29 protein-coding genes and 2 pseudogenes are annotated in these 25340 nt (G+C 36.4%); 6 read left to right on the forward strand and 25 right to left on the reverse strand.

Annotated elements, in window-relative coordinates; all coding sequences use genetic code 11:
- Nucleotides 1-132: 132 nt before the first annotated feature.
- From NR125_RS06545 to NR125_RS06575, 7 genes and pseudogenes are all read right to left on the reverse strand, one after another.
- Complete coding sequence (locus NR125_RS06545) at nt 133-522, reverse strand: hypothetical protein (protein ID WP_256814827.1); 390 nt, start codon at nt 520-522, stop codon at nt 133-135.
- Nucleotides 523-659: 137 nt separating this feature from the next.
- The gene (locus NR125_RS06550) at nt 660-1001 is read right to left on the reverse strand and encodes a DUF3221 domain-containing protein (RefSeq protein ID WP_071157466.1); all 342 of its coding nucleotides are present in this window, start codon (nt 999-1001) and stop codon (nt 660-662) included.
- A gap of 88 nt (nt 1002-1089) precedes the next feature.
- Nucleotides 1090-1281, reverse strand: coding sequence for a hypothetical protein (locus NR125_RS06555; RefSeq protein ID WP_034297392.1), 192 nt, complete (start codon nt 1279-1281; stop codon nt 1090-1092).
- A 377-nt stretch (nt 1282-1658) separates the two neighbouring features.
- The gene (locus NR125_RS06560; protein ID WP_009335277.1) at nt 1659-2030 is read right to left on the reverse strand and encodes a VOC family protein; all 372 of its coding nucleotides are present in this window, start codon (nt 2028-2030) and stop codon (nt 1659-1661) included.
- Nucleotides 2031-2172: 142 nt separating this feature from the next.
- Nucleotides 2173-2541 (reverse strand): YunG family protein, encoded by a 369-nt coding sequence (locus NR125_RS06565; RefSeq protein ID WP_071157464.1) that lies wholly within the window; start codon nt 2539-2541, stop codon nt 2173-2175.
- 82 nt (nt 2542-2623) lie between these two features.
- Nucleotides 2624-3357: pseudogene (locus tag NR125_RS06570) on the reverse strand (SDR family NAD(P)-dependent oxidoreductase).
- 130 nt (nt 3358-3487) lie between these two features.
- Nucleotides 3488-4213 (reverse strand): alpha/beta fold hydrolase, encoded by a 726-nt coding sequence (locus NR125_RS06575; protein WP_009335280.1) that lies wholly within the window; start codon nt 4211-4213, stop codon nt 3488-3490.
- A 628-nt stretch (nt 4214-4841) separates the two neighbouring features.
- Here NR125_RS06575 and NR125_RS06580 point away from each other — a divergent pair.
- Both NR125_RS06580 and NR125_RS06585 read left to right on the forward strand, forming a co-directional pair.
- Nucleotides 4842-5855, forward strand: a complete 1014-nt coding sequence (locus NR125_RS06580; protein WP_256814836.1) for a helix-turn-helix transcriptional regulator — start codon at nt 4842-4844, stop codon at nt 5853-5855.
- 31 nt (nt 5856-5886) lie between these two features.
- Complete coding sequence (locus tag NR125_RS06585; protein ID WP_372675455.1) at nt 5887-6675, forward strand: SDR family NAD(P)-dependent oxidoreductase; 789 nt, start codon at nt 5887-5889, stop codon at nt 6673-6675.
- A 761-nt stretch (nt 6676-7436) separates the two neighbouring features.
- On the opposite strand, the gene NR125_RS06590 is transcribed toward NR125_RS06585, so the two are convergent.
- From NR125_RS06590 to NR125_RS06605, 4 genes are all read right to left on the reverse strand, one after another.
- On the reverse strand, nt 7437-7946 hold the full coding sequence (locus NR125_RS06590; RefSeq protein ID WP_256814840.1) for a DinB family protein: 510 nt from the start codon (nt 7944-7946) through the stop codon (nt 7437-7439).
- 283 nt (nt 7947-8229) lie between these two features.
- Nucleotides 8230-8685 carry an NUDIX hydrolase gene (locus tag NR125_RS06595; RefSeq protein ID WP_009335284.1) on the reverse strand — a complete coding sequence of 152 codons (456 nt, stop codon included), beginning with the start codon at nt 8683-8685 and terminating at the stop codon, nt 8230-8232.
- A gap of 93 nt (nt 8686-8778) precedes the next feature.
- Nucleotides 8779-8976, reverse strand: coding sequence for an alpha/beta hydrolase family protein (locus tag NR125_RS06600; RefSeq protein ID WP_306219718.1), 198 nt, complete (start codon nt 8974-8976; stop codon nt 8779-8781).
- Nucleotides 8977-9274: 298 nt separating this feature from the next.
- Nucleotides 9275-9712: an Lrp/AsnC family transcriptional regulator gene (locus NR125_RS06605; RefSeq protein WP_256814841.1), complete on the reverse strand. Its 438-nt coding sequence runs from the start codon at nt 9710-9712 to the stop codon at nt 9275-9277.
- Nucleotides 9713-9869: 157 nt separating this feature from the next.
- Between NR125_RS06605 and NR125_RS06610 the strand changes: the two genes are divergently transcribed.
- Nucleotides 9870-10922, forward strand: a complete 1053-nt coding sequence (locus tag NR125_RS06610; protein WP_009335286.1) for an alkene reductase — start codon at nt 9870-9872, stop codon at nt 10920-10922.
- 268 nt (nt 10923-11190) lie between these two features.
- Here NR125_RS06610 and NR125_RS06615 read toward each other — a convergent pair whose 3' ends face one another.
- Nucleotides 11191-11337, reverse strand: coding sequence for a hypothetical protein (locus NR125_RS06615; RefSeq protein WP_198286729.1), 147 nt, complete (start codon nt 11335-11337; stop codon nt 11191-11193).
- Nucleotides 11338-11598: 261 nt separating this feature from the next.
- On the opposite strand from NR125_RS06615, the gene NR125_RS06620 reads away from it, so the two are divergent.
- Complete coding sequence (locus NR125_RS06620) at nt 11599-11871, forward strand: hypothetical protein (RefSeq protein ID WP_256814842.1); 273 nt, start codon at nt 11599-11601, stop codon at nt 11869-11871.
- Here NR125_RS06620 and NR125_RS06625 read toward each other — a convergent pair.
- A complete protein-coding gene (locus NR125_RS06625) occupies nt 11843-12349 on the reverse strand; it encodes a hypothetical protein (protein ID WP_256814843.1) in 507 nt (168 codons plus the stop codon). The two genes, NR125_RS06620 and NR125_RS06625, sit on opposite strands and share 29 nt — an antisense overlap.
- Before the next feature lie 363 nt (nt 12350-12712).
- On the opposite strand from NR125_RS06625, the gene NR125_RS06630 reads away from it, so the two are divergent.
- Nucleotides 12713-12835, forward strand: a complete 123-nt coding sequence (locus NR125_RS06630; RefSeq protein WP_256814844.1) for a hypothetical protein — start codon at nt 12713-12715, stop codon at nt 12833-12835.
- A 177-nt stretch (nt 12836-13012) separates the two neighbouring features.
- On the opposite strand, the gene NR125_RS06635 is transcribed toward NR125_RS06630, so the two are convergent.
- The 4 genes from NR125_RS06635 to NR125_RS06650 all read right to left on the reverse strand — a co-directional run bounded on the left by NR125_RS06635 (nt 13013) and on the right by NR125_RS06650 (nt 15964).
- Nucleotides 13013-13225 (reverse strand): hypothetical protein, encoded by a 213-nt coding sequence (locus NR125_RS06635; RefSeq protein WP_009335290.1) that lies wholly within the window; start codon nt 13223-13225, stop codon nt 13013-13015.
- 287 nt (nt 13226-13512) lie between these two features.
- Nucleotides 13513-14541, reverse strand: a complete 1029-nt coding sequence (locus tag NR125_RS06640; RefSeq protein WP_009335291.1) for a DUF3231 family protein — start codon at nt 14539-14541, stop codon at nt 13513-13515.
- A gap of 201 nt (nt 14542-14742) precedes the next feature.
- Nucleotides 14743-15675 carry a D-2-hydroxyacid dehydrogenase gene (locus NR125_RS06645; protein ID WP_256814845.1) on the reverse strand — a complete coding sequence of 311 codons (933 nt, stop codon included), beginning with the start codon at nt 15673-15675 and terminating at the stop codon, nt 14743-14745.
- 133 nt (nt 15676-15808) lie between these two features.
- Nucleotides 15809-15964, reverse strand: a complete 156-nt coding sequence (locus NR125_RS06650; RefSeq protein ID WP_157380262.1) for a hypothetical protein — start codon at nt 15962-15964, stop codon at nt 15809-15811.
- Between the two features lie 154 nt (nt 15965-16118).
- Here NR125_RS06650 and NR125_RS06655 point away from each other — a divergent pair, with 154 nt between their 5' ends.
- Nucleotides 16119-17531: a PQQ-dependent sugar dehydrogenase gene (locus NR125_RS06655; RefSeq protein WP_256814846.1), complete on the forward strand. Its 1413-nt coding sequence runs from the start codon at nt 16119-16121 to the stop codon at nt 17529-17531.
- Between the two features lie 67 nt (nt 17532-17598).
- On the opposite strand, the gene NR125_RS06660 is transcribed toward NR125_RS06655, so the two are convergent.
- The 8 genes and pseudogenes from NR125_RS06660 to NR125_RS06695 form a co-directional block, all read right to left on the reverse strand.
- Nucleotides 17599-18159 carry a hypothetical protein gene (locus tag NR125_RS06660; protein ID WP_009335295.1) on the reverse strand — a complete coding sequence of 187 codons (561 nt, stop codon included), beginning with the start codon at nt 18157-18159 and terminating at the stop codon, nt 17599-17601.
- Nucleotides 18160-18338: 179 nt separating this feature from the next.
- Nucleotides 18339-18716: a cupredoxin domain-containing protein gene (locus NR125_RS06665; RefSeq protein WP_009335296.1), complete on the reverse strand. Its 378-nt coding sequence runs from the start codon at nt 18714-18716 to the stop codon at nt 18339-18341.
- Nucleotides 18717-18896: 180 nt separating this feature from the next.
- Nucleotides 18897-19787, reverse strand: a complete 891-nt coding sequence (locus NR125_RS06670; RefSeq protein WP_009335297.1) for a mechanosensitive ion channel family protein — start codon at nt 19785-19787, stop codon at nt 18897-18899.
- 579 nt (nt 19788-20366) lie between these two features.
- Complete coding sequence (locus NR125_RS06675) at nt 20367-20846, reverse strand: SRPBCC family protein (RefSeq protein ID WP_256814847.1); 480 nt, start codon at nt 20844-20846, stop codon at nt 20367-20369.
- Between the two features lie 231 nt (nt 20847-21077).
- Nucleotides 21078-21368 carry an RNA polymerase alpha subunit C-terminal domain-containing protein gene (locus NR125_RS06680; RefSeq protein WP_009335299.1) on the reverse strand — a complete coding sequence of 97 codons (291 nt, stop codon included), beginning with the start codon at nt 21366-21368 and terminating at the stop codon, nt 21078-21080.
- 396 nt (nt 21369-21764) lie between these two features.
- Nucleotides 21765-22058: an antibiotic biosynthesis monooxygenase family protein gene (locus NR125_RS06685; protein ID WP_009335300.1), complete on the reverse strand. Its 294-nt coding sequence runs from the start codon at nt 22056-22058 to the stop codon at nt 21765-21767.
- A 189-nt stretch (nt 22059-22247) separates the two neighbouring features.
- Nucleotides 22248-22758: pseudogene (locus NR125_RS06690) on the reverse strand (DinB family protein).
- Nucleotides 22759-22966: 208 nt separating this feature from the next.
- Nucleotides 22967-24514: a glycine betaine uptake BCCT transporter gene (locus tag NR125_RS06695; RefSeq protein WP_009335303.1), complete on the reverse strand. Its 1548-nt coding sequence runs from the start codon at nt 24512-24514 to the stop codon at nt 22967-22969.
- Nucleotides 24515-25340 lie beyond the last annotated feature (826 nt).

Below are 25340 nucleotides of genomic sequence, written 5' to 3' on the forward strand. Positions count from 1 at the left end.
TTGAAAACTAAACATCTTTAAACTTTTGGAGTTGACATATTACCGCAGGTCTTTAATTCAAAAAGGAATTCAACAAAAAAGGCGTTAATCCTCCCCTAGATCAACGCACCCGATAGGTTAATAAAAAGCCTCTCAAGATTGTTTGAAATTACCTGGGATTTTAACGAGAACATAATTTCCAGTCCACATTTGAGTGGTAGCAATTAATATCCTTCCGTCTTTTTCAAAGAACAGACCAGCACCATCTCTTTCTTTAAATTCCCATCCATTTGAACTAATCATTTGTTTTATATTTTCATCAGCAATCGAAACACCTTGGTTCTCACTACTTGTGATATACCAAATAGAATCGCCTTCTACTGCAATTTCTGCTATTTTACTTTCCGATTCTTTCAGTATATCAATCGCTTCTTTTGCAGACGTATCAGCTATCGGAAGAGAAGGGTAATGCAATTTATTTACAAATACGAACACTGCAATAACGGCTATAAATAAACCTAAAATCATTCCACCCTTTTTCAATTCATTACCTCCTTTCTAACAAGACGCTTATCACTTATCATAAGTTCCTAAGCATTTGAACTTACCTTTGGATTAGCTTCTTCAACAAACTTGTCCCTTTAGTTGAACAAGAAATCATTCTTTAACCACTTTCCCTATTATTTCTTCTCGACTTTAAGAACCTTTATTTTGGCAGGATGTGATTCCAAAACTTCACCGAACCAAACCTTCATTTTTTGACCGTCTATATACGGGGAAAAAGAAAATGGAACACTATCTAATTTATAAATTCCTCCATAGCTTCGGATGAATTCTTGATTTGATTGTTCCTTAGCAGTTTTAACATCAAAATCCTCATCTGTAATCAAATACCATACTCCTTCTTTATTTAAGATATATCCTTCTACTGTCATTTTTTCATTTGCACCGATTTTATTAACGAGGTCACCAAGGATAATAATTGCAAATAGAATTACCAAAAGTATCACTAGTTTTTTCATAGCTAACCCATTTATTCACTCCCTTGATTTCAATTATATGAGTATTTCAACTCCTATCCTTAGATTCCTCTTTTACTAAACAGCCCCTTTATTTTAATACTTCATCTTCATTATTTTCATAACAACTTATTATAAAGGGGACCTTCAGTTCTGAAATTGGTTCAAAAGCCACGTTGCATTGTCCTTCGAAATATACGGCAATGTCTAAATAATTGTCTTCTGCACCACATTGTATTATGGTACTTATACCCGCACCAACTTTTTTCACAATCCACTTCAAGCCTGCTTCTCCGTCATCACTACTAGACAAACTTTTCGGTGGACAAAAAATTGCACACTCAAAATCTTTTCAAGATAGTATCCAACCTGTTTTCTTTTCTAATAATGCAGGTGAGAAAATTTCCCCATGCATTACAAATTTATACGTCCATTCGAATTGTCATTTATTTTCCCCAAAGTATAATTCTGAGGTTAAAAATTCTATATTAGTTGAAGTAATCCTTTTTCAACTAAATGCCCCGTTTGTTTAAAAAGAAAGGCTTTGTTAAATAGTATTGTTGTTTTTCAGGCAAAAAATATGGGAACGTCTGATTTGGACGTTCCCGTTCATATTCCGTTAAAGGACCCGTTAATGAAATAAGGTAATTTATTGTAATCTTACCAATGTACTTGAAGTTTATTACCATTTGGGTCATAAAAGTGGAAAAAGGCATGACCATTATCTTCTTTTATATCCTCGACCTTAACTTGATTATCAATTAAGTGTTGATGAAATTTAGATAATTCTGGACTTGTAAAGCCAATGCTAAATTCTTGTTCATTATCAATTGTAAAATGTGCAAATGTTTCATCTTCGGTAGGAACTAAGATAAGTAAGAAAGGTCCTTCATTTACTTTTAAAATTGCAAGTTCCTCAGTATTGTTTAGTAACTGGAGCCCTAATATATCTCTATACCATTGTGCAGACAGTTCTAAATCTTTTACGGGAATTCTAATATAATGTACTTGATCAATAAATGATTTACCCATAGCCTTCTCTCCTTTATTTAATCCGGTAAATCAAATAGTTCCCTTTCTATATACCTTTTTCCTTCCGCTTATTGAATTAACCTGCCCCTTTACTTGAATAAGAAAAAGCCACCTTACTTGGCAGCTGTTCTTGAAATAAAACTCACCATGAGATGAATAAAGTATCTAAATTGATTAAAACATTCTGTTTTAGATAATTATACTGTTTATCATTAGTATCTTTATATGCTTCTTCTCTATTTGAAGGAATATCCATATATAAGATGTCTTCTATAAATTGAGAAGCTGTAAAGTCGTGTCGTCTTCCATTAATCATATTATAAAAATGCCATCCATCAGGTAATTTAGTTTTCTTTATTTCTCCACCTAATAGATCATTTACTACTAATGTGGTTACACCACATTGCCCCTTTGCAGGATTATACTTACTCCATTTTGAACTTGATTCTAAAGACCAAGATTTAGACAAAGCATTCATTATTTGTTCTATTTTAAACGTGTTATTCTCCATAAAAGTCCCTTCTCTTACATCTAAATACTTATCTTAATTCTAATTAACCAGACCTGCCCCGTTAGTATAACAAGAACCAGAACTACCGTAGATAACCTCCATTATTAATATCGAACGTTGCGCCTGTATAATGTTTGGCATTATCTGATAATAAGAAGATAACAGTATCAGCCACATCTTCAGCAGGGCAGGCGTGTCGATGAGTTGATGACCTAAATACTCCTCTTTTCTCCAATTAGGTATCATACCCATCATTGGCGTATTAACCATCGTAGGAGCAACAGCATTAACCCGGATGTATGGTGAGAAATTCATGGCACAGCTTTTAGTTAAACCTAGTATAGCAGCTTTTGATGACCCATAAATTGCATCTGAGCTGCCCTCCATGCCTGACACTGAAGACATATTTATGATGACTCCCTTACGATGGCTTTGGAACAATTTTTTGCCGAACATTTGTGAGAAATAAATAAATCCCTTAACGTTTATATCTAAGACTTTATCAATTTCATCTACTTGATAATCCAATATATTTTTCGCCAAATAAATCCCCGCATTATTAACTAAACCATCTACATCAGAATGTTCTGCTTCAACATATACAAAAAATTTAGCGACCTCTTCATAGTTACTTACATCTAATTGATATGTATGTAGATCAGAGCGATCATCCATTGACCGTTTCATGTCATATAAGGAATGTTCATTAATATCACATGCAATAACTGAAGCACCCTCATGTAGGCATTGCTTGACAACTTCTTTTCCTATCCCAGAGGCCGCACCTGTTACGATTATTTTTCTATTTTTGAGCACTTATCAAAACTCCTCACTCTATTTATTACTCCAATTAACTAAGTTTTATCAAGAGCGTTACTCTTTTACCTTATTGTACTAACCTCCCCTTTTGTTAATTAAGAAAAAAGCCGCCTGATCAGCAGCTGAACTAATTATTCTCAATTAACTTTTTTATCGCACAGACTACCACTTCCGGTTCATCATTTTGTATATAGTGAGCACTGTTTTCAGCAATTACCAATTCTCCATCAGAGGATATTTCAAGAATTTCTTTCTGCATTTCATTCCATAAATTTTGCGATTCCACAGAATAATGAGCTTTCTTACCCGCTGAAAGAACAATTAATGGTACATTTAATTTTTGTCTAGTGTCTTTCAACTGCTTTAGGCTTTCCATAAATTCATCATAATTTCCTTCGTAAACGAATTGCTTGTTATATGCTTGTTGAAAATCTTGTGACATAGTAGGGAGAAATCGTTCTCTGTAATCTTCGGGAGTAGAGTCAATCAAGACTAGTCCACAAACTTCATTTGGATATTCTGTAGCAAACATCCGCATATTTACTCCACCAAATGAATGACCTGCTAATATGTAGGGAGGTTTAATCTTGGCTTCACTAAGCAGTTCCTTTAATTCTTTTACCATTTCACGGCTGGTTCTGGGATTAGAACTTGATTCACTTTTCCCAAGTCCAGCTCTATCATAAATTAGTACACTAGAGAGCATTGAAATCTCCCTTAATACTGAATTCCAGGCCTTAGAAAAGTCTCCATATCCAGCATCCATTATGACTGTTGGCTTTCCTTTATTTTCTCCCACCAATTTAGCATATAGTTTACATTTACTTATATGTATAAACATCTCCTTATCCATTGGTTCATTCCTCTCGTTTTGCCAACTATCCTTAGTTAAAATTTAACATTATTAAAAACTCTTATTCAAAAAACCTGCCCCGTTTGTTCAATTAAAAAAAGCCGCCAATTGGCAGCTGAATCTTAAAAGTAAGGCAACCGTTTGTTAAGTACATTAATTCACAAACTCAAAAATATTTTCAGTTATTAAAGGAATACTAATTGATTGCCACTTTGCCAAATAAGTAACTAGATAATGAAGAAACCTCGCTAACTTTACTTTCTAACAGTATATTATGTTCTAATCAGAAGGAAATTCAATAAAAAATATATCGTGTCACTCGAAAACTTCTAATTCATCGAATAAACAGTAATATCTACCGTAACATAACAAAATCAAATTAAGTATTCCTCTAATTTACTGGTTACTGAACTATTAAGTGAAATGACATCTATATCTTCAGTGAGTAGCTTTAAGCAATTATTAAAGTTGTTATAATTACAATAGAATTCCTCATTCTTGGCGTCTTTTGCAAATGGATTGTCGTTCCTTGCTAATTACAGAAAGACAATATATAAGTAAAATGAAATAACTATCCCGTTAACAGAGCTGGCTGTAATGTGCTGATAGATAGAGAGGTGTAATAGGAATGACTATAAATTCTCGTATTAGAATACCGGATGGACTTTGGAGGGGGCTAAAAAAACTTGGAATTAATGCTCATGATTTGGTTCGGAAATCAAAATTGCCTCTTACTGTAATAACTGAACAAGTTGTCACTGTTGACCAATATTACGCATTATGGCAAGCATATTCCGATATCATCGGTGACATGGAAGTTGGAATGCTGCAACTTCCGACAGTATTTGAAACAACGCAGTATCCCCCGTCTGTACTGGCAGCTTACCATGCCCGCGATTATCGGGATGCTCTTGAAAGAATCGCTCGGTACAAAGAAATGTGTCCACCTGAAAAATTACGCATTATGGAGGAAGACACAAATTGTGTAATTGAACTGGAATGGTTTGATACGGAGCATGCGGGACCACCCCTACTTGTTGGGACCACTCTCGCGTTTTTATTGGAACTTGGACGACGAGGCACCGGTTATTCTATAAAAGCGGAATTAGTGGAATTTACACATTCATCTGATCAAGTACAGGCGCTTGAAGAATACTTTGGCTGCCCTATCCACATTGGAGCAGAACGTAATAGTCTTACATTGCAAAGTGATGACCTTAATCGCCCTTTTACTTCCTACAACGCTGACTTACTGGAGATCTTAACACCAGTATTGGAGCAAACATTAGAGGAACAGCGACACAGTCACTCCATAACGGAGATAGTTAAGTGGATATTGAAACGCAATTTAACAGGAGAACGACTCGACATACAAGATGTAGCAAGTGAGCTCGGCATGAGCGAACGAACCTTACAGCGCCAGCTTACTAATGAAGAGACCAGTTTTAAGGAGCTGCTTAAGGAAGCCCGTCATGAACAGTCAAGACAGTACTTGGCTAATCCTAATCTAGATATTAAAGAAGTGGCATTTCTTGTTGGATATAAAGATCAGAGCTCGTTTTATCGAGCCTTCCGTAGCTGGGAAGGTATGACCCCTTTAAATTGGCGCGCTGAATATGCACTTATAAACGAACTAAGTTGATAACCAGCTTAAAGGAGAATGTATCTTGGAAATGGAATTATTGAAAAAAACCGCTTTAGTTACAGGCTCAACAAAAGGCATAGGTAAAGCAATAGCGAAAGAATTGGCTAAAGAAGGAGTTAATATTCTCATAAATGGATGCAATTATGAGGAGGTAGAACGAACTGTACAGGAAATCAAATCAGAATTCCCGCTAACTTCTCCTCAAAATGCTGCAGCCGATATTGTGGATGTTCAACAAAGAGAGGAATTATTTAAAAAATTCCCGAATGTAGACATTTTAGTTAACAATATGGGTATTTACGAAATCATGCAATACGAGGATGTTACGGATGAACTATGGCAAAAATACTTCGAAACTAACGTATTAGCCGCAAATGGATTATGTAAACATTATCTGCCAAAAATGCTGGACAATAATGATGGCCGCATCATCTTTATTGCAAGTGAAGAAGCAGTAATGCCCTCCGGACAAATGCCTCAGTATTGTATGACAAAATCAATGCTGCTATCATTGGCAAAAAGCTTGTCTATACTAACAAAAGGAACAGAAGTTACCGTCAATACGATTATGCCGGGACCAACACTTTCTGAAAATGTCCAGGATATAATTGAGGGTATTTACAGAAATGAAAACATAACCTTTTCAGAAAAAGAAAAACAATTCATGGTCAATAATCTGCCACAATCTGAAATACAGCGATTTATCAGACCGTTTGAAATAGGAAGACTAGTTGCATTCTTATGCAGTCCCTATGCATCTGCATTTAAAGGCTCACCAATCCGTATGGATGGAGGAATGGTCCCGACCATTTTTTAATTTAAAAAGCGGCCAGGAGGAGAATTTTAATATTATAACATAGGTTACGAGTGGCCTATTTAATTTGTTATAACTCTCGTGCAGTACTTACCTTTGAAGTAAACTTCCGAATTTATATGAGCTTTCAAAGTTCACGGCAAAGTTCGGAGCGTTTACTTTTACTAACCCTTTACCTAAAAAAAGGCCTCGTATGGATTCTTTCAATGCCTTTATAATGGTTTCGCAGCGTACCTCCTAACGCAATTTTCCCCTAGAGATGCTCATTTAATTTGTTATAACCATATCATTAGACGTTTTCTAAATATAAATATTATTCTATATTCTTCTCGAGTGCTAAAATTCCCATAATTCGCTCTCCGTAATATTGAGGTATCTATTCCTACTTTTACTGGATATAACATTATCCTTCTTGTGCTAAACTGTCCGTTTTGTTGAATAAAAAAAGCTGCCCAATTCGGCAGCTAATCTCGAATATAAGCATCCTTAAGTTGAATCACCACCTTCTCCGTCTTTTGCCATTTCCAAATAAGCGGCGGTCATCATTTTAATGCTATTTAACTTCTGACTCATCTAAGGCAATGATTTTTTCTTTTGTATTCTAAATCCATCATAAATTATCTCTTTAGTTCTAATTGAAAGTATAATAAGTTCGCTATAAAGGGTAGCGTCAGGAAAACAACGTTAAGGAATTTTCAATATTAAAAAACCTAATTTTTCAGCTTTAAATGAGAAATTAGGTTTTTTCATTAATAGAAAAAGACTTATAAGTATTTATCACGAACCACTTTCATATGGTGTAACTCGTGCCCGGCAATGCCATATGCAATGGTACCTACCGAAACTGGGCTGTTCATTACAGTTCCATTACGAACCCACGCTGCATCATCAATGGTTGAAATTAGGCTTAAGGTGTTGGAGCGTATCGTGTCTAAACCAGCTAGTAACTGCTCCCAGGATAATTTGTTGAAGTTTGCCGCAGAAACGTATTGATCCTGATCCATTGCTGGGAGTGGTGCACTTTCATTTCGTGCAATGGCAAGCAATCGATACGACATCACACGTTCCGAGTCGGTCATATGCCCAATCACTTCTTTTAAAGTCCATTTCCCTGGTGCGTACGCCTTCCTTGCTGACTCCTCTGATACGCTGCTTAAGAGGGTAATGGTCTTAGTTCGTTGCTTACTAAGTATTTCTTCAATATCTCCATCTGGAACAAGACTAACATACCTATCATGCTCTGGATTTTCAATAAATAATGGTCGTGGACGCACAAGAATCCTCCCCATCGGAATAGTTATTTATGGTTCTAGGCTAATATTCGACTGTCAAAAAGATATGTCCTTTATTTTTGATATTTAATTTCATTACCGCAAAATAATTGCAAATTAAACAACTTTATTATCTCTGTACAAATGATTTATGCAGTTAACATAATAATAATGGATTAATTCACTTTTTATTCCACTAACCTGCCCGGTTAGTCGAATAAGAAAAAAGAGCTGCCGATCCAAATTGATCTTCAACTCTTGCACCCTTTAGTTGACCAAGGGCGATTCAAATTATTTGCTCATTATACACGCTAATTGGGTGTATTTTCTCTTGTAATAAGTTATTAATTATTTGCTTTATTACACTGGGTTCTCGCAGGTCTTTGTTTTGAAATGTTACAAGTTCATTTACTTTTATCCACTTGCTTTCAGAAATTACATTTTCTTCGAGATTTAGGGAGCCCCCTGTAACCTCACCAACAAAATGAAATAAAATAACTTGATCGTTTGTACTACTGACAAAATTATATACTCCAGTAGTTCCAATCAGTTTTACTTCAAACCCTGTTTCCTCTTTAACTTCCCTCTGAGCTGAATAAATAATGTCCTCACCGTTTTCGATATGACCACCTGGAAAGTTCCACTTATCAATAGCAGTAGGTTTATTCTCTTTTATAATCAAGACTTTATCGTCATTAAAAATTGACACACTTGCTACTAGAACAATTCCATCTTGCGACATTTGATTCTCCCCATTTCCCTTTTATAGTTACAGTGATCTCTTTACCTGTTTTGCTTTCTTTCACTAACCTGCTTCTTTAGTTCAATAAAGCAACTATATCGAGTTAATAACCGAAGTCCATGCTGAAGAAGTTGGTTCAATAATTTTAAAGTGGTCTATATCTGGGAGAATAACTATCTTTACATTTTCCCCCTTTTCAACAGCACTTTTGTAATAATCCTTACTTAATTCTACTGGAACATGTCGATCCATTTCACCATGTATTAATACTTGTTCAACATTCATTGGCAATAATTCAGCTGGAGAAGATAATTTATAACGCTTAGGGACTTCTTCAGGGGACCCTCTAGTAGTGCAGCTATGTGACTCTTTATTTTCCTTTGTTCATGTATATTCCACATCTTTACTAAGTCTGTAACTCCTGCTAAGCTAATCACTTTTTGAATAGAAACACTAAGTGGCAGTTGGATCTTAAGGTAATGCACCGTTTTGTTTAAGTGCATTTTTCACAATCTATTCAACCTTGACTCGTTAGAAAATAGTAATTTTTATCCGCCACTATATCTGTTCACTCAGTATTTATTGTGATTTAGTTGTTTATTATTGGAATCAATTTCTTATTTTCTATTGGTGAAGATAGTACTATTAATGTGGTTGAATCTCCGTAGGTACCCATCTCGTTAATTGCAACCTCTAGCGACTGAAGTGTTTCAGTAACTACTTTTACCAAAAAGTTATATTCACCGCTTATTCTATGTAATTCTACTACTTCATTTGAATTATTACAGAAGTCCACAAAGTTTTCACAGCTCTTAGTATGGAATAACAGAAAGGTTGTTATAGGTTTGTTTATTTTTTCTGGCCTTACAATAGCACGATAGTGATCAATAATTCCCTTTTCCTCCATTCTTCGTACTTTCTCGGTAACTGCCGGCTGAGAGAGAGCTACCTCTTTCCCCAGTTCCGTCATGGATATTCTTCCTTTCTCCTGTAATACCAAAAGAATTTCTTTATCCAGTTTATCCATAATGATCCCCACCTTTAATTTCTAAGTAAAATATTTAAAATAAAATTAATTTAAAACTAATTAAGACATTTTAACTGAAATTTTCTATATAACTTCTTTTTAAAATTATATAAGATTATTTACGAAGTTAATACTTCTATAAAGGAGTTAAGGCAAAGTGGAAAACACTGAGTTATTAAAATCAATTAATATCGGTAACTGGTACTTGAAAACAAAAATTGTGATGGCTCCAATGACACGAAGTTTTGCAAATAACAATACAGGTACTGTTGGTAATGATATTGTCACCTACTATCGCAAAAGAGCTAAAGATGGTATTGGTCTCATTATTACAGAAGGTATTAACCCTTCCCCTAGAGGCAAAGGAACTTTTGGTGTTCCTGGCCTATACACAACAAGCCAAGTAGATGCTTGGAGGAAAGTAACTGAAGCTGTTCATGAAGAAGGAGGAAATATTGTGGCACAGCTTTGGCATGTAGGAAGATTAACACATCACGAACTGACTGGAGGACTCCCACCACAAGCACCTTCCGTTATAAAGGCTGATGGTTTAGTTCACCGATTGAGAAAACCTTATGAGACACCTGAAGAAATGTCTTTGAATGATATAAAAAATGTCATCCAAGAATATGCTATGGCTGCTAGAAACGCAATTAAGGCTGGATTTGATGGAGTTGAAATACATGGAGCTCATGGTTACTTAATTGATCAATTTAATTCTGAAGTTACCAATAAACGGACTGATGAGTATGGTGGGGATATATTGAACAGGTTATTATTTATGAAGGAAGTATTACATGCGGTTATTCAAGAGGTCGGCCAAGATAGAACTATTATTAGATTTTCTGAAATAAAAGATGATATCCCCGGTTATAAGTGGACCAATCCTGAAGTGAATATAAAGGCTTTAGTTCAAGTGTTTAAAGAAGTGGGAATTCAAATTATACACCCCTCAACAAATAATTTTACTGAAAAAATGGCTAGTGGCATGACTTTTCATCAACTAGTGAGGAAACATTGGGATGGTATTATTATTGGGGTGGGAAATCTAAATACAGAGATTGCTTCTAAGGCGATTAAGGATGGTACAATTGACCTTGCTGCCTTTGGACGCCCTCTACTAGCTAATCCTGATTTTGTTCATAAGATAAAAGAAGGACACCCTATTAAACCCTATCAAGCAGCAATAGATTTAAAATACTTGAAATAGGAAACCTTAATCATTTCGTTGGGCTACTATTATTGTTCAGCGAAATGGTTATTATACTATAAACAAATTTATTAAAATTTTTCTTGTTCAGTAAAAGGAACCGTTATGTAAAAGATTTGGTTAAATAAGAAAAAGCTGCCTTACTTGGCAGCTAATCTTGAGCATAAGCACCCTTAACTTAAGTACAAGGCAGCTTCTCTGCATCTATCTATATTCTCAAAAACCATTGCTGCAGTGGCCGGTTCTTTTTTAACGGGTTTTCTTTGTCTTAGGAATTAGGAGAGGAGTTTTCCGCTATAGAGTCAGAACTTCCATTTTTCAGAATTTCATTGATTTCGCCAACATCGCCTTTGGCATTTATTATTTCAAATATCTGATTCAGTCCTTCGCTAGTTTCCTGCTCATTGTCTTTCATTCGAATCCCTCCTTTTAGAATTCATTCATTATAGGTTTTCCAACTTTACCTTCTATATCCAGAGCGAATACTATTTTTCAACTCACTTCACCATAGAAACCCATAATTGCTTTGGAAGTTACCTGCCCATTTATAAATAGGAATGAAGATGTTTGTCTCTATTGCTGCACTCTTTGTATTTAATTATTAATAATGAAAATGCTCCTACTACTAAGGAAGATAAAAGCAGCCTTATCATATCGGCTCTAGATGCAGATCATAATGAATTTGATTTATTTTTCGGTATTTTCATGGATGCAGCAGAGAGTGAAAAAGCTATCAAAGCAAATTGCTAATAAAGATTTGGAACAATATAGATATGTCAAAACTAAAAGAACTTTGGAGGAGGTTGAGGCAGAGTTTAACGTAACTATGAACGAAGGTGTTCTACTTCAATATATGATTAACTTAGGAATACCTTTTGGATCAATAATTCCTGAAAATCCCCAGACATCTCCATTTCATTTTAAAATTGTTTTTCTCCATATGCTTTAATAATCCTGTAAAATCTCACCCATAAACTTTGGACCACCAAATAAATAACAAAAGAATAATAGCTGTTATATCCATTCTGATAGTGAAAGATCCCTATGTACTCAGAAAATAGCTCTATCCCAACACTTATAAACGCCCATCCCAAAATGAATAACAGAGATAAATTTAGCTTTATATTAAAGAAGTCATATATATAAAAGAATAGATAGCTGAATGGTGCATACATCACATGAGATAAAAAATCCATCAATTGAAAGGAAGAATTATCATTAATATCATAATAACTAACTGGCAGCACACTTAAAATGTGATCGAAAAAGAAACCAGTAAACACGCCACATAAAAGGTACACACAGGTTGTCTTATTTGTAAAACGTTTTGGCAGTTTTAACACCACTAAAGTTCCAACAATGAGCGAAATGACGATAAACCACTCATTAGCATTAAAATTATGATCATAATAACGAATTCCATTCATGTTTTTTTAAATTCTCCTTTTTCCAGGCAAACAAACCTGCGGGCTATCAACCATACTAAGGCTATAGATACCACATACATAAGAGCAGAGTACAATTGATTCCACCTTTGGAAAGTAATGAGGCCAGCCCACAAATATATCCGGTCTCCCAAGCATAGGGAGATTACGATTGTGGCTGATAAAACCCATCGCCATTTTGCTTTCATGTGCGAATTTAGTATGCATACTGACAAAAGAATTTGAAAAGGTATCACAATAAAGCGGCAAATATAAATCGCGAAAGACCCTTCCACACTTCGGGTGACTGGAACCCAGTGCAGATTGACATCAAGTATGGTGAATTGGGTAATAGTTAATATTCCGATGATGAAGTACAAAAAAACCATCTCAGTAAGAGTAAATCCTTTGGGAACAATAGCGAATACAATCATTACTAACCAGGCAAACATTGCTAAAACAGCGATTGACATAGTGATCATCCTTTAAATAGCTGTCAGATACATGTATTATTCCCAAAAGCCATACCAACATTTACAAATATAAAAAAACAAGAGCGATACACTCTATTCCCTCCTTTACTAGCCTGCCCCTTTAATTAGACAAGAAAAATAGCCGCCTATTGGCAGCTTGATGTAAAAGTTTAATTCCATGTCTTGTAAGTTGTTATGATTTACGTTTGTGTTTTTCAATAATTATTTTTTTGTTAATTATTCTAACTTCTCCAACCATAAGCAACCTCATATCCTCTACAATATAATTCGCTAACTCTTCATCAGTAATGTCGTTACCATCAATATCAAGACGAAAATCCTGTCCTTGTAATCCACCGCCATTAGTAAATTCGATTTCAAAGTCGAATATCACTCTTTTATCCATTTTTATCCACCTCATCTTAGTCTCGGGTTATTATATATATTCTTGTTTAATGAAACCATTACCTTCTTGAACTGCCTGCACCATTTGTACAATAAAAAAAGCCGCCAATTGGCAGCTGGAACTCTATATTAATGCACCCGTTCGTAATATACGAAGCGAATAGGGGTCGTGGAGAGAAAGGATTTCTGACGGACTTTATTAGGAGAAGACCTTTTTAACTATACTGCACCATTTAATGCGAAGAAAGCCCCTCTCCGGCGAGGGGGCTCTCAAAATCATAGCAGTAATTAGGATAACTTGTCTCTATCAGCTGCAGCTGGAGGTTGTTCAAACCATCCTTTCTCAATCATAATTCTTGCAGCATTCTCAACAAAATATGAATTTTTCATAATGGCCTTCAAATAAACCATCCCGATATCATGCCGGCCATTTACAGCCACAGAATTTCCGAAGGATCTAACTTTTATTGAAAACATATCCATCTTATGAAAGAGCATTAACTTATCAGAAAAAGGTGAAAAAATGGTATTAGTTATTAAGTCATCCAGATAAGGTGGGGAAGGCAAATCTTCATCATGCAGTTTTTGCTTATAATTCTCAATATTATTTGTGGTAAGATCTTTTCCTCGTTCGAACAATTTGCGTATCTTTTCATCCTTTGCTACTTGTGCGAATGCCATAATGAGTGCTTTACTTGTTACATTATTTTCTATGTTATCGTAAAGATGGGTGATTTCCATAGCATGCAAAGGGCGTTTATTTCCAAGATAGCCGTTTAAAAAATCCTTATGAACAAATTCCACTTTTTCTGGAACTGGAATCAATGGGGGTTTACTTATTAGCCCTTTATGCATTAATATTTCTTTGATTTGCTCCATCAAATCCATGGTGGAATCCATACAATGCCTAAAAAATTCTTTTACGTCCTCTCTAAACACAAGAGGTATTGCAATACTGTAAATACTCAATCCAGCTTTTGATGCATACTTCAAGTAGTGGACATAGAATTCATCCAAAAACAGTCTGGGAGCACCTAAATTCACATCCTCTTCCGTAAAACCCTTAGGGATGGGAAATCCATCTTTCTCGAAAATACCTTTAATGGTTTTCATGAATTCTTCTGATAGTTGTAAGGCATTTTCTAATAAGGTCTTAATATGTTTATCATCAACATGCTGCAGAAAGTATTTTAAAATAAATGATGCCATGCTATTTCCCATATAAGTAGCCCAAAGCTTTCCCATTTCTGCTGATGTTAGTTTTTCGGAGGTGTTTGTTTTGTAAGAACTTAATTTAATGGGTTTAATCTTTTTCATGTGAACACCTCCTTTTTTATCTAATATTTCCTCCCTTTAAATTCATATACTTACTAATATCCATTTCGTTTTTTTAGACATAAAAAGCCCTTCTCAAATGAGAAGGGCTTCCTCCTTTTATTTTTATAACAGTTATTAATTCACCTTACCTTTATTATCTGCTTCGTTTTTTCAGTTTCCAATCGGCATACTTGCCTTTTATTAGTACCCCTTCAAAAAATCCACCCTATTAGGTATGGCATCATTATTTTCGATTCTCTTTAATGTATCCCAAAAGCATGAGATCGCTTCATTCAGCTCTGTCACAGCCGATATATGAGGAGTGATGATGATATCGTCTCTTCCCCATAACTCGGAAGTCTCTGGCAGCGGTTCTGTTTCAAGAACATCTAACACAGCATAACGGACTTTTTTGGAATTGAGCGCTTCAATAAGGGATTGCTCGTCCACTGTATGGCCTCTGCCGACATTGATAAAGACCGCTCCGTTTAAATGACTGAAAAACTCACGATTAAATAGCTTACTTGTTTCTTTTGTCAAAGGCAATGTGCTAATAATCCAATCTGCCTCTGCAGCCAGCGTGCTTCCAGTGCTGGTTTTTGCCACCTTTTCGAAATACTCCTTTGGTTGCCCGCTTTGCGAGACGCCATAGACGGCGGATCCAAAACTTGAGAATACTCTGGCCGCCTCCTTCCCAATCTCCCCTGTACCATAGATAACAATCGTTTGATCCTTCATCATTTGCGGAGTTTTTGGAGCCCATTCCTTCTCCCTTTGTTTTCCTTCAAAGTAGTGGTGAGCTTGAAGATCTCTTAAAATATAGCTTAAACAATACTCGCTTATTCTTTGTCCAAACGAGCAAACAGTTCTGGTTAGAAGAATCTCATGTCCCTTCCATCCATCAATTTCCAAGTAATTATTTACACCCGCATTAAAGGAATGTACCCATTTCATATCGGCCAAGCGGAAGCCACGACACGGCTTGGAACCGACATAGGCATCTGCCCATGATAAATCCTCTTCTGTAATATCAGCAACCTGCTTAAAACGAAAGCTCTGAGATGTATTAGCTGGCAGCTGTTCCTGGAATTCCTTTTCATAGCTTCCTGCAACCAATATATTATGTATGTTCATTCGACTTCCCCCACCCTCTATGATATTTGCCCCCTGCGATTTTAAGTCATTAGACATTATTTTTCACGCTAAATAGTTAAAGACTTTCCCATGATTAACAGATAGTGCAGTGCAATTATAGTGTTCGGATTATCTAATACTTCCTTACTCGTTCTGTTGAAGGTAAATAGAAGAAGCCTGCAGGCTCATCCTCACTTAAAATGACAATCCGATGCTTGCCTTCTGTCACTAAAACGCAGCGTGGCCATGCAATGAACTGTTCTTTTAAACTTATGTAATCCTTTTTCATAAACATTGCTGCTCCTTGATTTTTTTATTTCATTTTAACACGAGAACTTACATCCGTTATCTTGTTCCGATTTGTTCCCTGCCTAATTTGGTACTAATAGCCAGTTCTAATCATATTCTTATAAAAGAAAAAAAATGAAGGGGTGCAAAGTCAATTGATAAAAGTTAAGGTTGGTTTACGGCCCATTGCCAGTAAGATAAATTTACCTACTGTTTTGAAAACAGCTATACTTCCTGATGATTCCAAGGAAAGGCTATTTATTGCAACCCAGGTAGGAGAGATCTTTTACATAAGAGACACAAGCATCAGGACTTTTTTAGATATTCGCCCCCGAATCCTAAAACTAGGTGCTTCTGGTGGCGGATATGATGAACGGGGATTGCTGGGACTAGCCTTTCATCCCGAATTTTATTATAACGGTCTGTTTTATCTTCATTATTCAGCAGCCGGAGCACAAGGACCGGGTGCACTTTCTGAATCGTTTAATCCTGACCCTTGTGATCCTAAAACTTTAAACCTAAGGTGGATGAATAGGGAAACACAATATGACCATATTGATACAATCGAAGAATGGATTATACAATCCAATGGCGGGCCCCAAAAACGAAGGACTTTACTTAACTTAAGAAGGCCATTTTCAAATCATAATGGGGTCAATAGTTTAAATTTTTCACCAGAAACAGGCAGACTTGTTTTAACAACCGGAGATGGCGGATCAGGCTATGATCCATTTAACTTAAGCCAGGATGATCTGGAGATTGCCGGTAAAATAATTGAAATTGATGTAGATAAGAATACTTATATCATAGATCCCCCTATTGTCACACGCTTTAATGAACTTCCCGCAGCGATTCAGGAAACCCTCACGGTAATGGCCAAAGGGGTTCGCAATATTCCAGGTATTTCATTTCAAAGGTTTTATATTCAGTATATTAAATATGCAGGAAATGTCGGCCAGGATTTGGTCGAGTCGATTTATTCATTTGTTCATTATAAACCCATACCGGTTACTCAGCTTATTCAAGCATCTTTGGTGAATTCTGAACCTGACAAGGAAGGATTTATAAACTTTGGCTGGCGGGGCTGGGAAGGTGATTTTCCTGCTTCGATTATAAGAGACTGCACTAATAATCAGAATTTGGATGAGAAGACAATGGCTTTTTACAATGAAGCAGCAGCACTTTCAGCGAGTCGTCTTCAGCCTTTAACTAGTTATTTTCATAAAGATCCCAGACCCGATAAGTTTGGAGGAACTGCACTGACAGGAGTGCAAGTCTATATGGGGAAAAGAATCCCTGCTTTAACAGGAAGCGTTGTGTTTACCGATCTTGCCCGGAAAGAATCACAGCCTCAGGTTAGAGGGGCTTTAGCTTATACCATCATTAGACCTAATGGTAAACAAAATGACTTTAGTGTGATACAAACCGATTATGATTTTGGGTCGCAATCAGCCTATTATGTTAATTTGGGGACGAATCTGAAACAGACCAGATTATATTTAGGGGTTTATGGCTCTATGAAAGTGACTGATTTACATCAAGGCACTGTTTTTGAAATAGTTCCATAAGTATAATGATAGAATTCTGCTTAATCTGATAAATATCTTATATGGATTGCCATCTAAATGAAAACCACTACATGATCATCATTTTTAATCTTTTAATAATGATTAAAGCAATCTCAACCCATAACCAGCTATAAAGGAAAACAAATAAAAAGATACCTCCCGCTGAAAGAAATGAAAAGGAATCAGAGACGGCTGGACCTAAAACTGGAAAGTGAAAAATAAATAGTAAACCCATAATTCCTAGCATTAAAAGGATTGCACCAGCAGCAATAATACTTATTCTCATCCTGAAAAAGGAAAAAGATGCCCCGATGCCAAGCCCTAACAATCCTGTAGTAAAAGGAAAAATAATTAGTTCAGATGGCTGCAGGATTAATAACAACATAATTGTCAGAGAATAGGACATTACTCCAAATGGAATGGAAAACATGGAACATAACAGAATAGGTGCAGTGGCAAGCGGACTTAAAAAATATCCTATACCTGGCAAGAGGCCGCCAGCAGCCTGCAGAATAGCAGCAATACAGGTAAAAATAGACACTAGAATGAGCTTCATTGTTTTTTTATATTTATTCAATATTTTTTGAAATAGATAAACCTCATCCGTGATAGGCTTTAAAAAATACACCTGTTCACCTCTTCTATAATGGTTATATGTTACCCTACATTATATTTGCATTTTATAGAGGCGGAACAACTTTTTATGATCCATTTGCAGAGGAAAGTTAGCTGTTATGGTGCTATCTGGATAATACTATGCAAATACCTGCAACCATAAAAAAACAAGGGCCTTATTGGCCCCGGTTATTATTTGACTATTACGTTTCCAACCATTCCTTCCTGGAAATGGTACCGGCATATCAGTTCATATGTACCGGGCTGTTTTGGCTTCACGGAAATACTCGTTTCTTTTCCTGGCTGAATCTCGGCGTCAATTCCGAGCTTTTCTACTGTAAAGGTGTGCTCCTTCTTACCTTTATTTTTCAATATTAATGTTGTGGATGTTCCATTCGGAATAGTGATGACCTTCGGATTAAAGTAATCATCGTTCAACTCGACCTCAATCGATTTCCCCTTAGTTGAAACATCGGATTCGGCAAATACGCCGAATGAGCCTGGAGTTGACAAAACCACAAGCATTGCAAACACAAAGGCCAATCCTGTTACCCGCTTTTTCACAGACATTCGCAATCCCTCCTTTCCTAAACCTATTTTTTCTGATTCACAAAATTTTATCACCATAAATTATGTTCAAAAGTGCTTTCTAAAACTGTGAATAGACCAAGATCACTGCAGAAATCCACACTTTAAATAATTTGCTGCCGCTCCTCATAAACGGCTGGGCTCCCAAATCAGCTGGTTCTTTTACGTGCTGGGTGAAGGCTGCTCAAAAGTGTCCTGTGAATTCTCAGTTTGAACGAACATGTTCGCGGTTGGCATTTGTACTTGACTCTTATGAAATAAAGACATTAGTTCAAATCTTACCTGCCTGGACGTTTCAAAATACTCTTCAGGCTTAACCAGGCCAACAATACAAAATTCGTACCCGACATGTTTATGGTTTGGATTTAAGTCTGTAATCCCGATATATTGAAAGGGTTCAACAGCCTCGTCCCCTAGCCTATACAGGCTATGAACTAATTTTTCATTGCAGATCACACTTACTTTCTCTAACAATTCCTTTATTTTTGCTGGATCTTCCTGATAACTTACCGTAATCCGTTCAATAACCCGCATCCAGCCTTTATTAAAATTTTGTATCGCTCTAATCTCTCCATGCGGGATCGTAAGGAGCTTTCCCGACCATTCACGAATTTGCATAAAGCGAATACTTATCTCCTCAATGGTACCTGAACTTGTCCCGTTGAAAGTAACAAAATCGCCGACCCGAAACTCTTTATCCGTTAATCTTGCGAACCCCAAAATAACGTCTTTTAGCATCTGCTGTGCTGCAAAACCGATGACCACACCGGCAATCCCTGCACCTGCAAGAATACCTTTTATATCAACAAATTGACTTATTAGATAAATAACAAGGCTAATCGCAATTCCATACCTAAAAATGGATCGGGTCACACCTTGTATCGTCTGTTCTACCTCTTCATCAAAGAAATTAGACTTCCTAAAGAACCAATCAATCATACGGTTTATGGCAAATGAAAAGGTGATGAGAACCAAAGCAAATAGAGTAAATCTTAAAAGTAAAAACTCCCTTATATAATTAAAAAATTCCTCTGTAAAAGTTAGCAGGTCCATCCATCCACCCCCTAAAAAGGCAAATTCCAATGATCCTTCTGTTACCTTCTCCTTAAATATCGTTTCCTTAACTATGTATTTTCATTATCATTCCCCATTCATCTTCAATAATTTGGCCCAAATAAAAAAGACACGTCCTGTGGAAACGTGACCGTAATGTCAATAATACAGTTAAGCTGCTTAATGTCAGCACAATAGAAAATCGGCCTAAGATGGCAGCTGGATCTGTTTTTTATAGTCATTGCAATAATGTAGTAGTTAATATCTATATATAATACTGGCTCAAGAATTAATTATTGTTTCAGCCCTTCATTCAACAAAGACAGCTTAAGTACCCTAATAAACCTGCCCCTTTTAACAGGAAAACACCTTAAGACCTTTTTATGATTCATCTATGAATACCGCTCACCCTTGTTGATCTTATCTGCCCTGAAGCTTAATGGTGTCTCCACTCTTGCAGAAACGCCACTGTTTGATTAAGTGAGATATTCACTATATTGCTCTCCCGTAATAATAACTAAATTCTTAATGTATAGGGGACACCGAAATACGCCTTCTTTATAAGAAAGGCGCACTATATTAATTTCCCATATTAAATGCTTCACTATAGATTTTACGCAGCTTAGCTGAGTTATCGTCCCACTTAATTGGTTCACCATTGACGATTTGGACCAATACATCCAGACACCTATGCCATCCTGCCGCTGTATTAACTGCCCATGAATCATCTTTAAAAGTATGGGTAAAGATCATTCGACATCCTTTCCCCTCTTCCTGCAATGAAATGTTTATCCGATCATCAACTTCACGGAAACCCAATAAATATGGCTTTTCTAATTCTGTAATGATACCCTCATATGTCGTTCCTTCCCCATCATCGAAGGCAATTTTTCCACCCAGTCTGAGATCCATCTCCCCTTTTGCAAAAGGGTACCATTGAGAGAAGGAATTGGGATTTGTAATGACAAGGAAAACATCTTCTGGATTATGGGAAAAAAATCGCTCAAATCTTAAAGCATAACTGCCATTTGACTCATGTAATGCACCAATTTCATTCATCCCTTCATCCTCCTTCTTCTAATCCTTCAGGTGTTGCTAAAACAAATAAAATTAAAAATTTGTATAGGTTCAGAAAAAACATCACTATATTCAGAATTGTTTCTTTTACAAAACATTTTTTTAACTAAAAAAACAATAATCATAAAGTGTTCAACAATCTTGCCCTTTAGTATAAAAAGAACAAAACTGCCTGATCAGCAGCAGTTCTTGAAAAACCTGCCAGTGAAGCTTTTATTCTTTAAATGAAAGCCCTTCCTCTTTTAAGGAAGTTCTCATAATAGGTAAGGAAGATGGTCCAATACCATGAATTTTTAATATTTCTTTTTCAGTGAACTTTGACAGTTTTTTCAAAGTGTCTATTCCTTCGTGAACCAATGCATTCCTTGCAGGAGCGCTGAGCTTCGAAAGGAAGCCACTTTTAGGCTTATTCTCTTTATCACAGATAGGACAGCTTTTACACTCACTGCTTTTGTAAAACTTATGTCCCTTTTCACAAACCCTTAAACTTTTATCTGCTGTCAAAATAATTCCTCCAAACAGTTTCTGATCCAGTATCATATATTATTAATTGTATATTAGATATATAAACTCGACAAAAACTATGAATGGCACTTTTCAACAAATCTGGCCAAGAAAATGAAGGATAACCTTTGTACCTTTACGGCCACTTCTTCGGGTCGTAAGCAAGACTGGAAAACCAGTAGAGAAATCTCCAATCATGGAGACGATGAATTTTACCCAAGTTTTACACCTGACCCAAAATAATAAACCAGAATAGCAGGACCTCCTATATGATCTCAGACAATGATGAGGTTTCCTTCATACGAGAGAAACTGGATAATCCGCCAATGGGGTTAGCTAAATATTAAAATGATAGCCTCCTTATGTCTGTATGGAGGCTGTTTAATTAAAAACCAATTAAAGAGGAACGTTTTCAAAATGCTCAACTGCAGGAAACGGATCATAAAAATGATGCAGCTGTCTTTTCCATTCCTGATACTCTTTCGATTGTCTAAACCCAACTGTATGGGCCTCTAATGATTCCCACTTCACAAGTAATAGATATTTCCCCTTAATTTCCATACATCTCTGCAGCTCGTGAGATATGTACCCTTTCATGGAAGCAATAATTTTTGATGCCTCACGGAATGCTTGTTCATATTCTTCCTCCATCCCTTCTTTTACTTGTAGCATTACTGCTTCTAAAATCATGTAAATTATCCCCTTTCCCTGATTGTTCATTTACTGTATAGTTCCGATTTCTGATTAATGATTACAAGAGAATGTTCTAATTATTTTCCATACTTCATTTATTAAAGGAATGCAGCCCATTAGGATAATAATACAGGTGATTCCTCCATTATAGAAGACTCACCCCTTATGTTGATCAAAGTGAAAATTTCAACTTTCATTAAACCATTTGCGTAATTGATTTATATGAGCCTGATGATACCTGCTATGGTCTGCTATATGCCATATACCCCATTGGATTGTTGCTTGGTTTCCATTTTCATATTCAATTATTCGAGTTAATTGCAAATCTGTTAACTGCTGACATAACGTCTTAATCATATCCATAACATCATCGTATTCTTTAAGCAGCACATCCAGGGGGATTCCATCAAACTGTGGTAATCGGTTGTCTTTATCCAATATTGGTCCATATTTATTCTCCAGATTTAACGGCATTATCTCACCCTTTATTCTAAACACCCAGTTCAGGTCGACCAAAGCTAGATGTCTAAGCAATTGCTGTGCTGTTATAATTCTGTTTAGGGCCTTTATAATCCAACTCCCTTTGGGACATACCTCCCACGATAGACTTCAGCCGTCGATAATTCCCATCCACCATAGAATAGAGCAGCCCTACAATAGGTTCCATTGTTAGCTCGCCTTTTAAATCTAAAATCATTCAATAATACACCTCTCGTTCTGTTTTTCATAATTTGTTAATATTGGAAATTAATAGACTCACATATTATATTAACCAACCTGTCCCGGTTGTACAAAAGAGAAGGCCATTTGGAAACAGATTACGATATACGATCAAATTATTGATTTACTAAAAAAAAGCAACATCCCAACCGAAGTTGACATGTTGCCAGTTTAATAAATATTGTTTATCCAGCTTCCTGAACATCCTCTTTGCTTTGCTTTTCCTTCCGATTCATTCTAATCTGACCTAGTCCGAGCTGTTTTGCTTCCTGTTTTAAAGATTTTAGCAAGCTGACTGTCATTAACACTAAAATGACTGAGAATGGAAGAGCTGCGATGATCATGGTGTTTTGAAGAGCCTGCAGGCCCCCAGAATAAAGGAGAGCAATCGCAATAATCGAGAGAAGAACTCCCCAAGTTACTTTTATGGGTGTACTTGGATTTTGCGATCCATTCGTTGTCATCATCCCTAGGACAAATGTACCTGAGTCAGCTGATGTCACAAAGAACGTAACAATGATCAAAATGGCTAACAGAGATATTGCCATGCTGAGCGGAAACCCTTCTAACACGCCAAAAAGAGATTCCTCGGGAGATAATGACGAAATCGAAAGCAGCCCTGTAGATTCAGTGAAAATGGCTGTCCCCCCAAAAGTTGTAAACCAAAGGAATCCTATTAGTGACGGAACGAGAAGGACACCTACAACAAACTCACGAATTGTTCGGCCCTTTGAGACTCTGGCAATAAACACACCAACAAATGGAGACCAGGCAATCCACCAAGCCCAATAAAAAATCGTCCATCCATTAATCCAGCTGCGTCCCTCTTCATTCAGGGGTGCTATCCTAAAACTCATGTCAATGAAGTTTTGCATATAAGTCCCGATCGTATCGGTGAATAAATTAAGGATAAAAAGTGTCGGTCCAAAGCTAAAGACAATCAAGAAAAGGACAGCCGCAAGCCCCATATTCAAATTGCTTAGCACTTTAATTCCCTTACTTAGACCTGTTAAAGCCGAAATCATAAATAAGACTGTCACAATGAGGATAATAATGGTTTGGTTTGTTATCGTACTAGGTACATCAAAAAGGTAGGACAGTCCCCCGTTGATTTGCATGGCACCGAATCCCAAAGAGGTAGATACCCCTAAAACCGTAGCAATGACCGCAATGACATCAATTGCCTTCCCGACTGCCCCATCCGCATGTTTTCCAATCAGCGGCCGTAAGGTTCGGCTTATTAAACTCAGCTCCCCTTTTCTGAAGGTAAAATAAGCCAGAGCCATCGCAATCGAACCATAGATAGCCCATGCATGGACCCCATAATGAAAGAAGGTAAATCTCATTGCATCCTTAATTCCCTGATCAGTACCCTCTTGGCCTGTAGGAGAACTTATCATGTAATGACTAATGGGTTCAAATGTTCCATAAAAAATTAACCCAATCCCGATACCTGCACTAAAAAGCATCGCAAGCCAAGTTGGACGGGAAAACTCAGGCTTATCCTCCTGCTTCCCGAGCTTTATCCGGCCAACTGGACTTACTAATAAATAGAAGCAGACGAACACAAATAGCGAAACAATCACTAGGTAATACCACCCAAACGAATCCGTAATCACGCCTTGTGTACTGCTCGTGACCTTTTCTAACGACGCTGGCATTGTAATTCCCATAAGAACAAGACCAGCCATTATTGCTAATGATACATAAAAAACAGTTGAAGCATTTTTCATATAAAGTTTTATCTCCCATCTTTGATATATTCGCAGTGGGTTACTTCGAATGGTGAACAAATAAAAATGCAAAACAAACAAAAATATTTTTTGTGAAGTATTACGAAACGCACCCTTAAAAAATTTGCGAAAATTCATTTATTATTATCTTCGTCATTCTTACTAACATAAAATCACCATTGTCCATCTTTTGGGTATTGGAAAAATAGATAGATAAATACGGCAGAGGTATTTTGGTTGTGAATTATTTTACAGGCTTGTTGGGGAATATTTAAATTTTAACAAAATGCGCTAAACCAATCACATACAAAAAAGAGGCTTATTTGGGATTCTAGACTTTCATTCCCTGCTCAGAAAGATTCTATAGGACATAATCTTAATATAACTCCCGAATCCTCTAATAGAGTCCATATTTCAAGAGAGAACAGTTTTCAGCGGTTTAAAATCCTGATTTCACACGGCTTAAAACCCTCCTGTCTCCTTCAATACTTTCAAAAGTGATTTTATTGGGAGCACTATAAATAATGTTTGAAGTATTTTTTGCAGATAAGGAAATAATGGATATCGGAATTTCACTATCATTTCCAACTGCCGCTTTTTAATTTAATTAAGAAAAGCCCGCTTTTATGAAAAAATTGGGCTCTTCTTTTCTTATCATTATTTAACAATATACACGGCACCTTACCTTTAATGATGGCCAGTTATTGGGTGAGGAAACTTATGGGTCTTCCAGGATTTTTTTTACATTCCTCTATCTTGCAGTGTCTATGCTGTATGAATGCACGTGTGAAAGATGGGCCTCTTTCTGATTGAGTATTCCCGCTCA

Source organism: Cytobacillus sp. Bac17 (assembly GCF_024519925.1).
Taxonomy (GTDB): Bacteria; Bacillota; Bacilli; order Bacillales; family Cytobacillaceae; genus Cytobacillus; species Cytobacillus pseudoceanisediminis.

Bases quoted from the DNA above. Each gene is read 5' to 3' on its own strand.
- NR125_RS06550 (WP_071157466.1), bottom strand. From the start codon at position 1,001: ATGAAAAAACTAGTGATACTTTTGGTAATTCTATTTGCAATTATTATC.
- NR125_RS06560 (WP_009335277.1), bottom strand. From the start codon at position 2,030: ATGGGTAAATCATTTATTGATCAAGTACATTATATTAGAATTCCCGTA.
- NR125_RS06565 (WP_071157464.1), bottom strand. From the start codon at position 2,541: ATGGAGAATAACACGTTTAAAATAGAACAAATAATGAATGCTTTGTCT.
- NR125_RS06575 (WP_009335280.1), bottom strand. From the start codon at position 4,213: ATGGATAAGGAGATGTTTATACATATAAGTAAATGTAAACTATATGCT.
- NR125_RS06580 (WP_256814836.1), top strand. From the start codon at position 4,842: ATGACTATAAATTCTCGTATTAGAATACCGGATGGACTTTGGAGGGGG.
- NR125_RS06585 (WP_372675455.1), top strand. From the start codon at position 5,887: ATGGAATTATTGAAAAAAACCGCTTTAGTTACAGGCTCAACAAAAGGC.
- NR125_RS06595 (WP_009335284.1), bottom strand. From the start codon at position 8,685: ATGTCGCAAGATGGAATTGTTCTAGTAGCAAGTGTGTCAATTTTTAAT.
- NR125_RS06605 (WP_256814841.1), bottom strand. From the start codon at position 9,712: ATGGATAAACTGGATAAAGAAATTCTTTTGGTATTACAGGAGAAAGGA.
- NR125_RS06615 (WP_198286729.1), bottom strand. From the start codon at position 11,337: ATGAAAGACAATGAGCAGGAAACTAGCGAAGGACTGAATCAGATATTT.
- NR125_RS06620 (WP_256814842.1), top strand. From the start codon at position 11,599: ATGAATTTGATTTATTTTTCGGTATTTTCATGGATGCAGCAGAGAGTG.
- NR125_RS06625 (WP_256814843.1), bottom strand. From the start codon at position 12,349: ATGAATGGAATTCGTTATTATGATCATAATTTTAATGCTAATGAGTGG.
- NR125_RS06630 (WP_256814844.1), top strand. From the start codon at position 12,713: ATGATGAAGTACAAAAAAACCATCTCAGTAAGAGTAAATCCTTTGGGA.
- NR125_RS06635 (WP_009335290.1), bottom strand. From the start codon at position 13,225: ATGGATAAAAGAGTGATATTCGACTTTGAAATCGAATTTACTAATGGC.
- NR125_RS06640 (WP_009335291.1), bottom strand. From the start codon at position 14,541: ATGAAAAAGATTAAACCCATTAAATTAAGTTCTTACAAAACAAACACC.
- NR125_RS06645 (WP_256814845.1), bottom strand. From the start codon at position 15,675: ATGAACATACATAATATATTGGTTGCAGGAAGCTATGAAAAGGAATTC.
- NR125_RS06650 (WP_157380262.1), bottom strand. From the start codon at position 15,964: ATGAAAAAGGATTACATAAGTTTAAAAGAACAGTTCATTGCATGGCCA.
- NR125_RS06665 (WP_009335296.1), bottom strand. From the start codon at position 18,716: ATGTCTGTGAAAAAGCGGGTAACAGGATTGGCCTTTGTGTTTGCAATG.
- NR125_RS06670 (WP_009335297.1), bottom strand. From the start codon at position 19,787: ATGGACCTGCTAACTTTTACAGAGGAATTTTTTAATTATATAAGGGAG.
- NR125_RS06675 (WP_256814847.1), bottom strand. From the start codon at position 20,846: ATGAATGAAATTGGTGCATTACATGAGTCAAATGGCAGTTATGCTTTA.
- NR125_RS06685 (WP_009335300.1), bottom strand. From the start codon at position 22,058: ATGATTTTAGAAGCAGTAATGCTACAAGTAAAAGAAGGGATGGAGGAA.
- NR125_RS06695 (WP_009335303.1), bottom strand. From the start codon at position 24,514: ATGAAAAATGCTTCAACTGTTTTTTATGTATCATTAGCAATAATGGCT.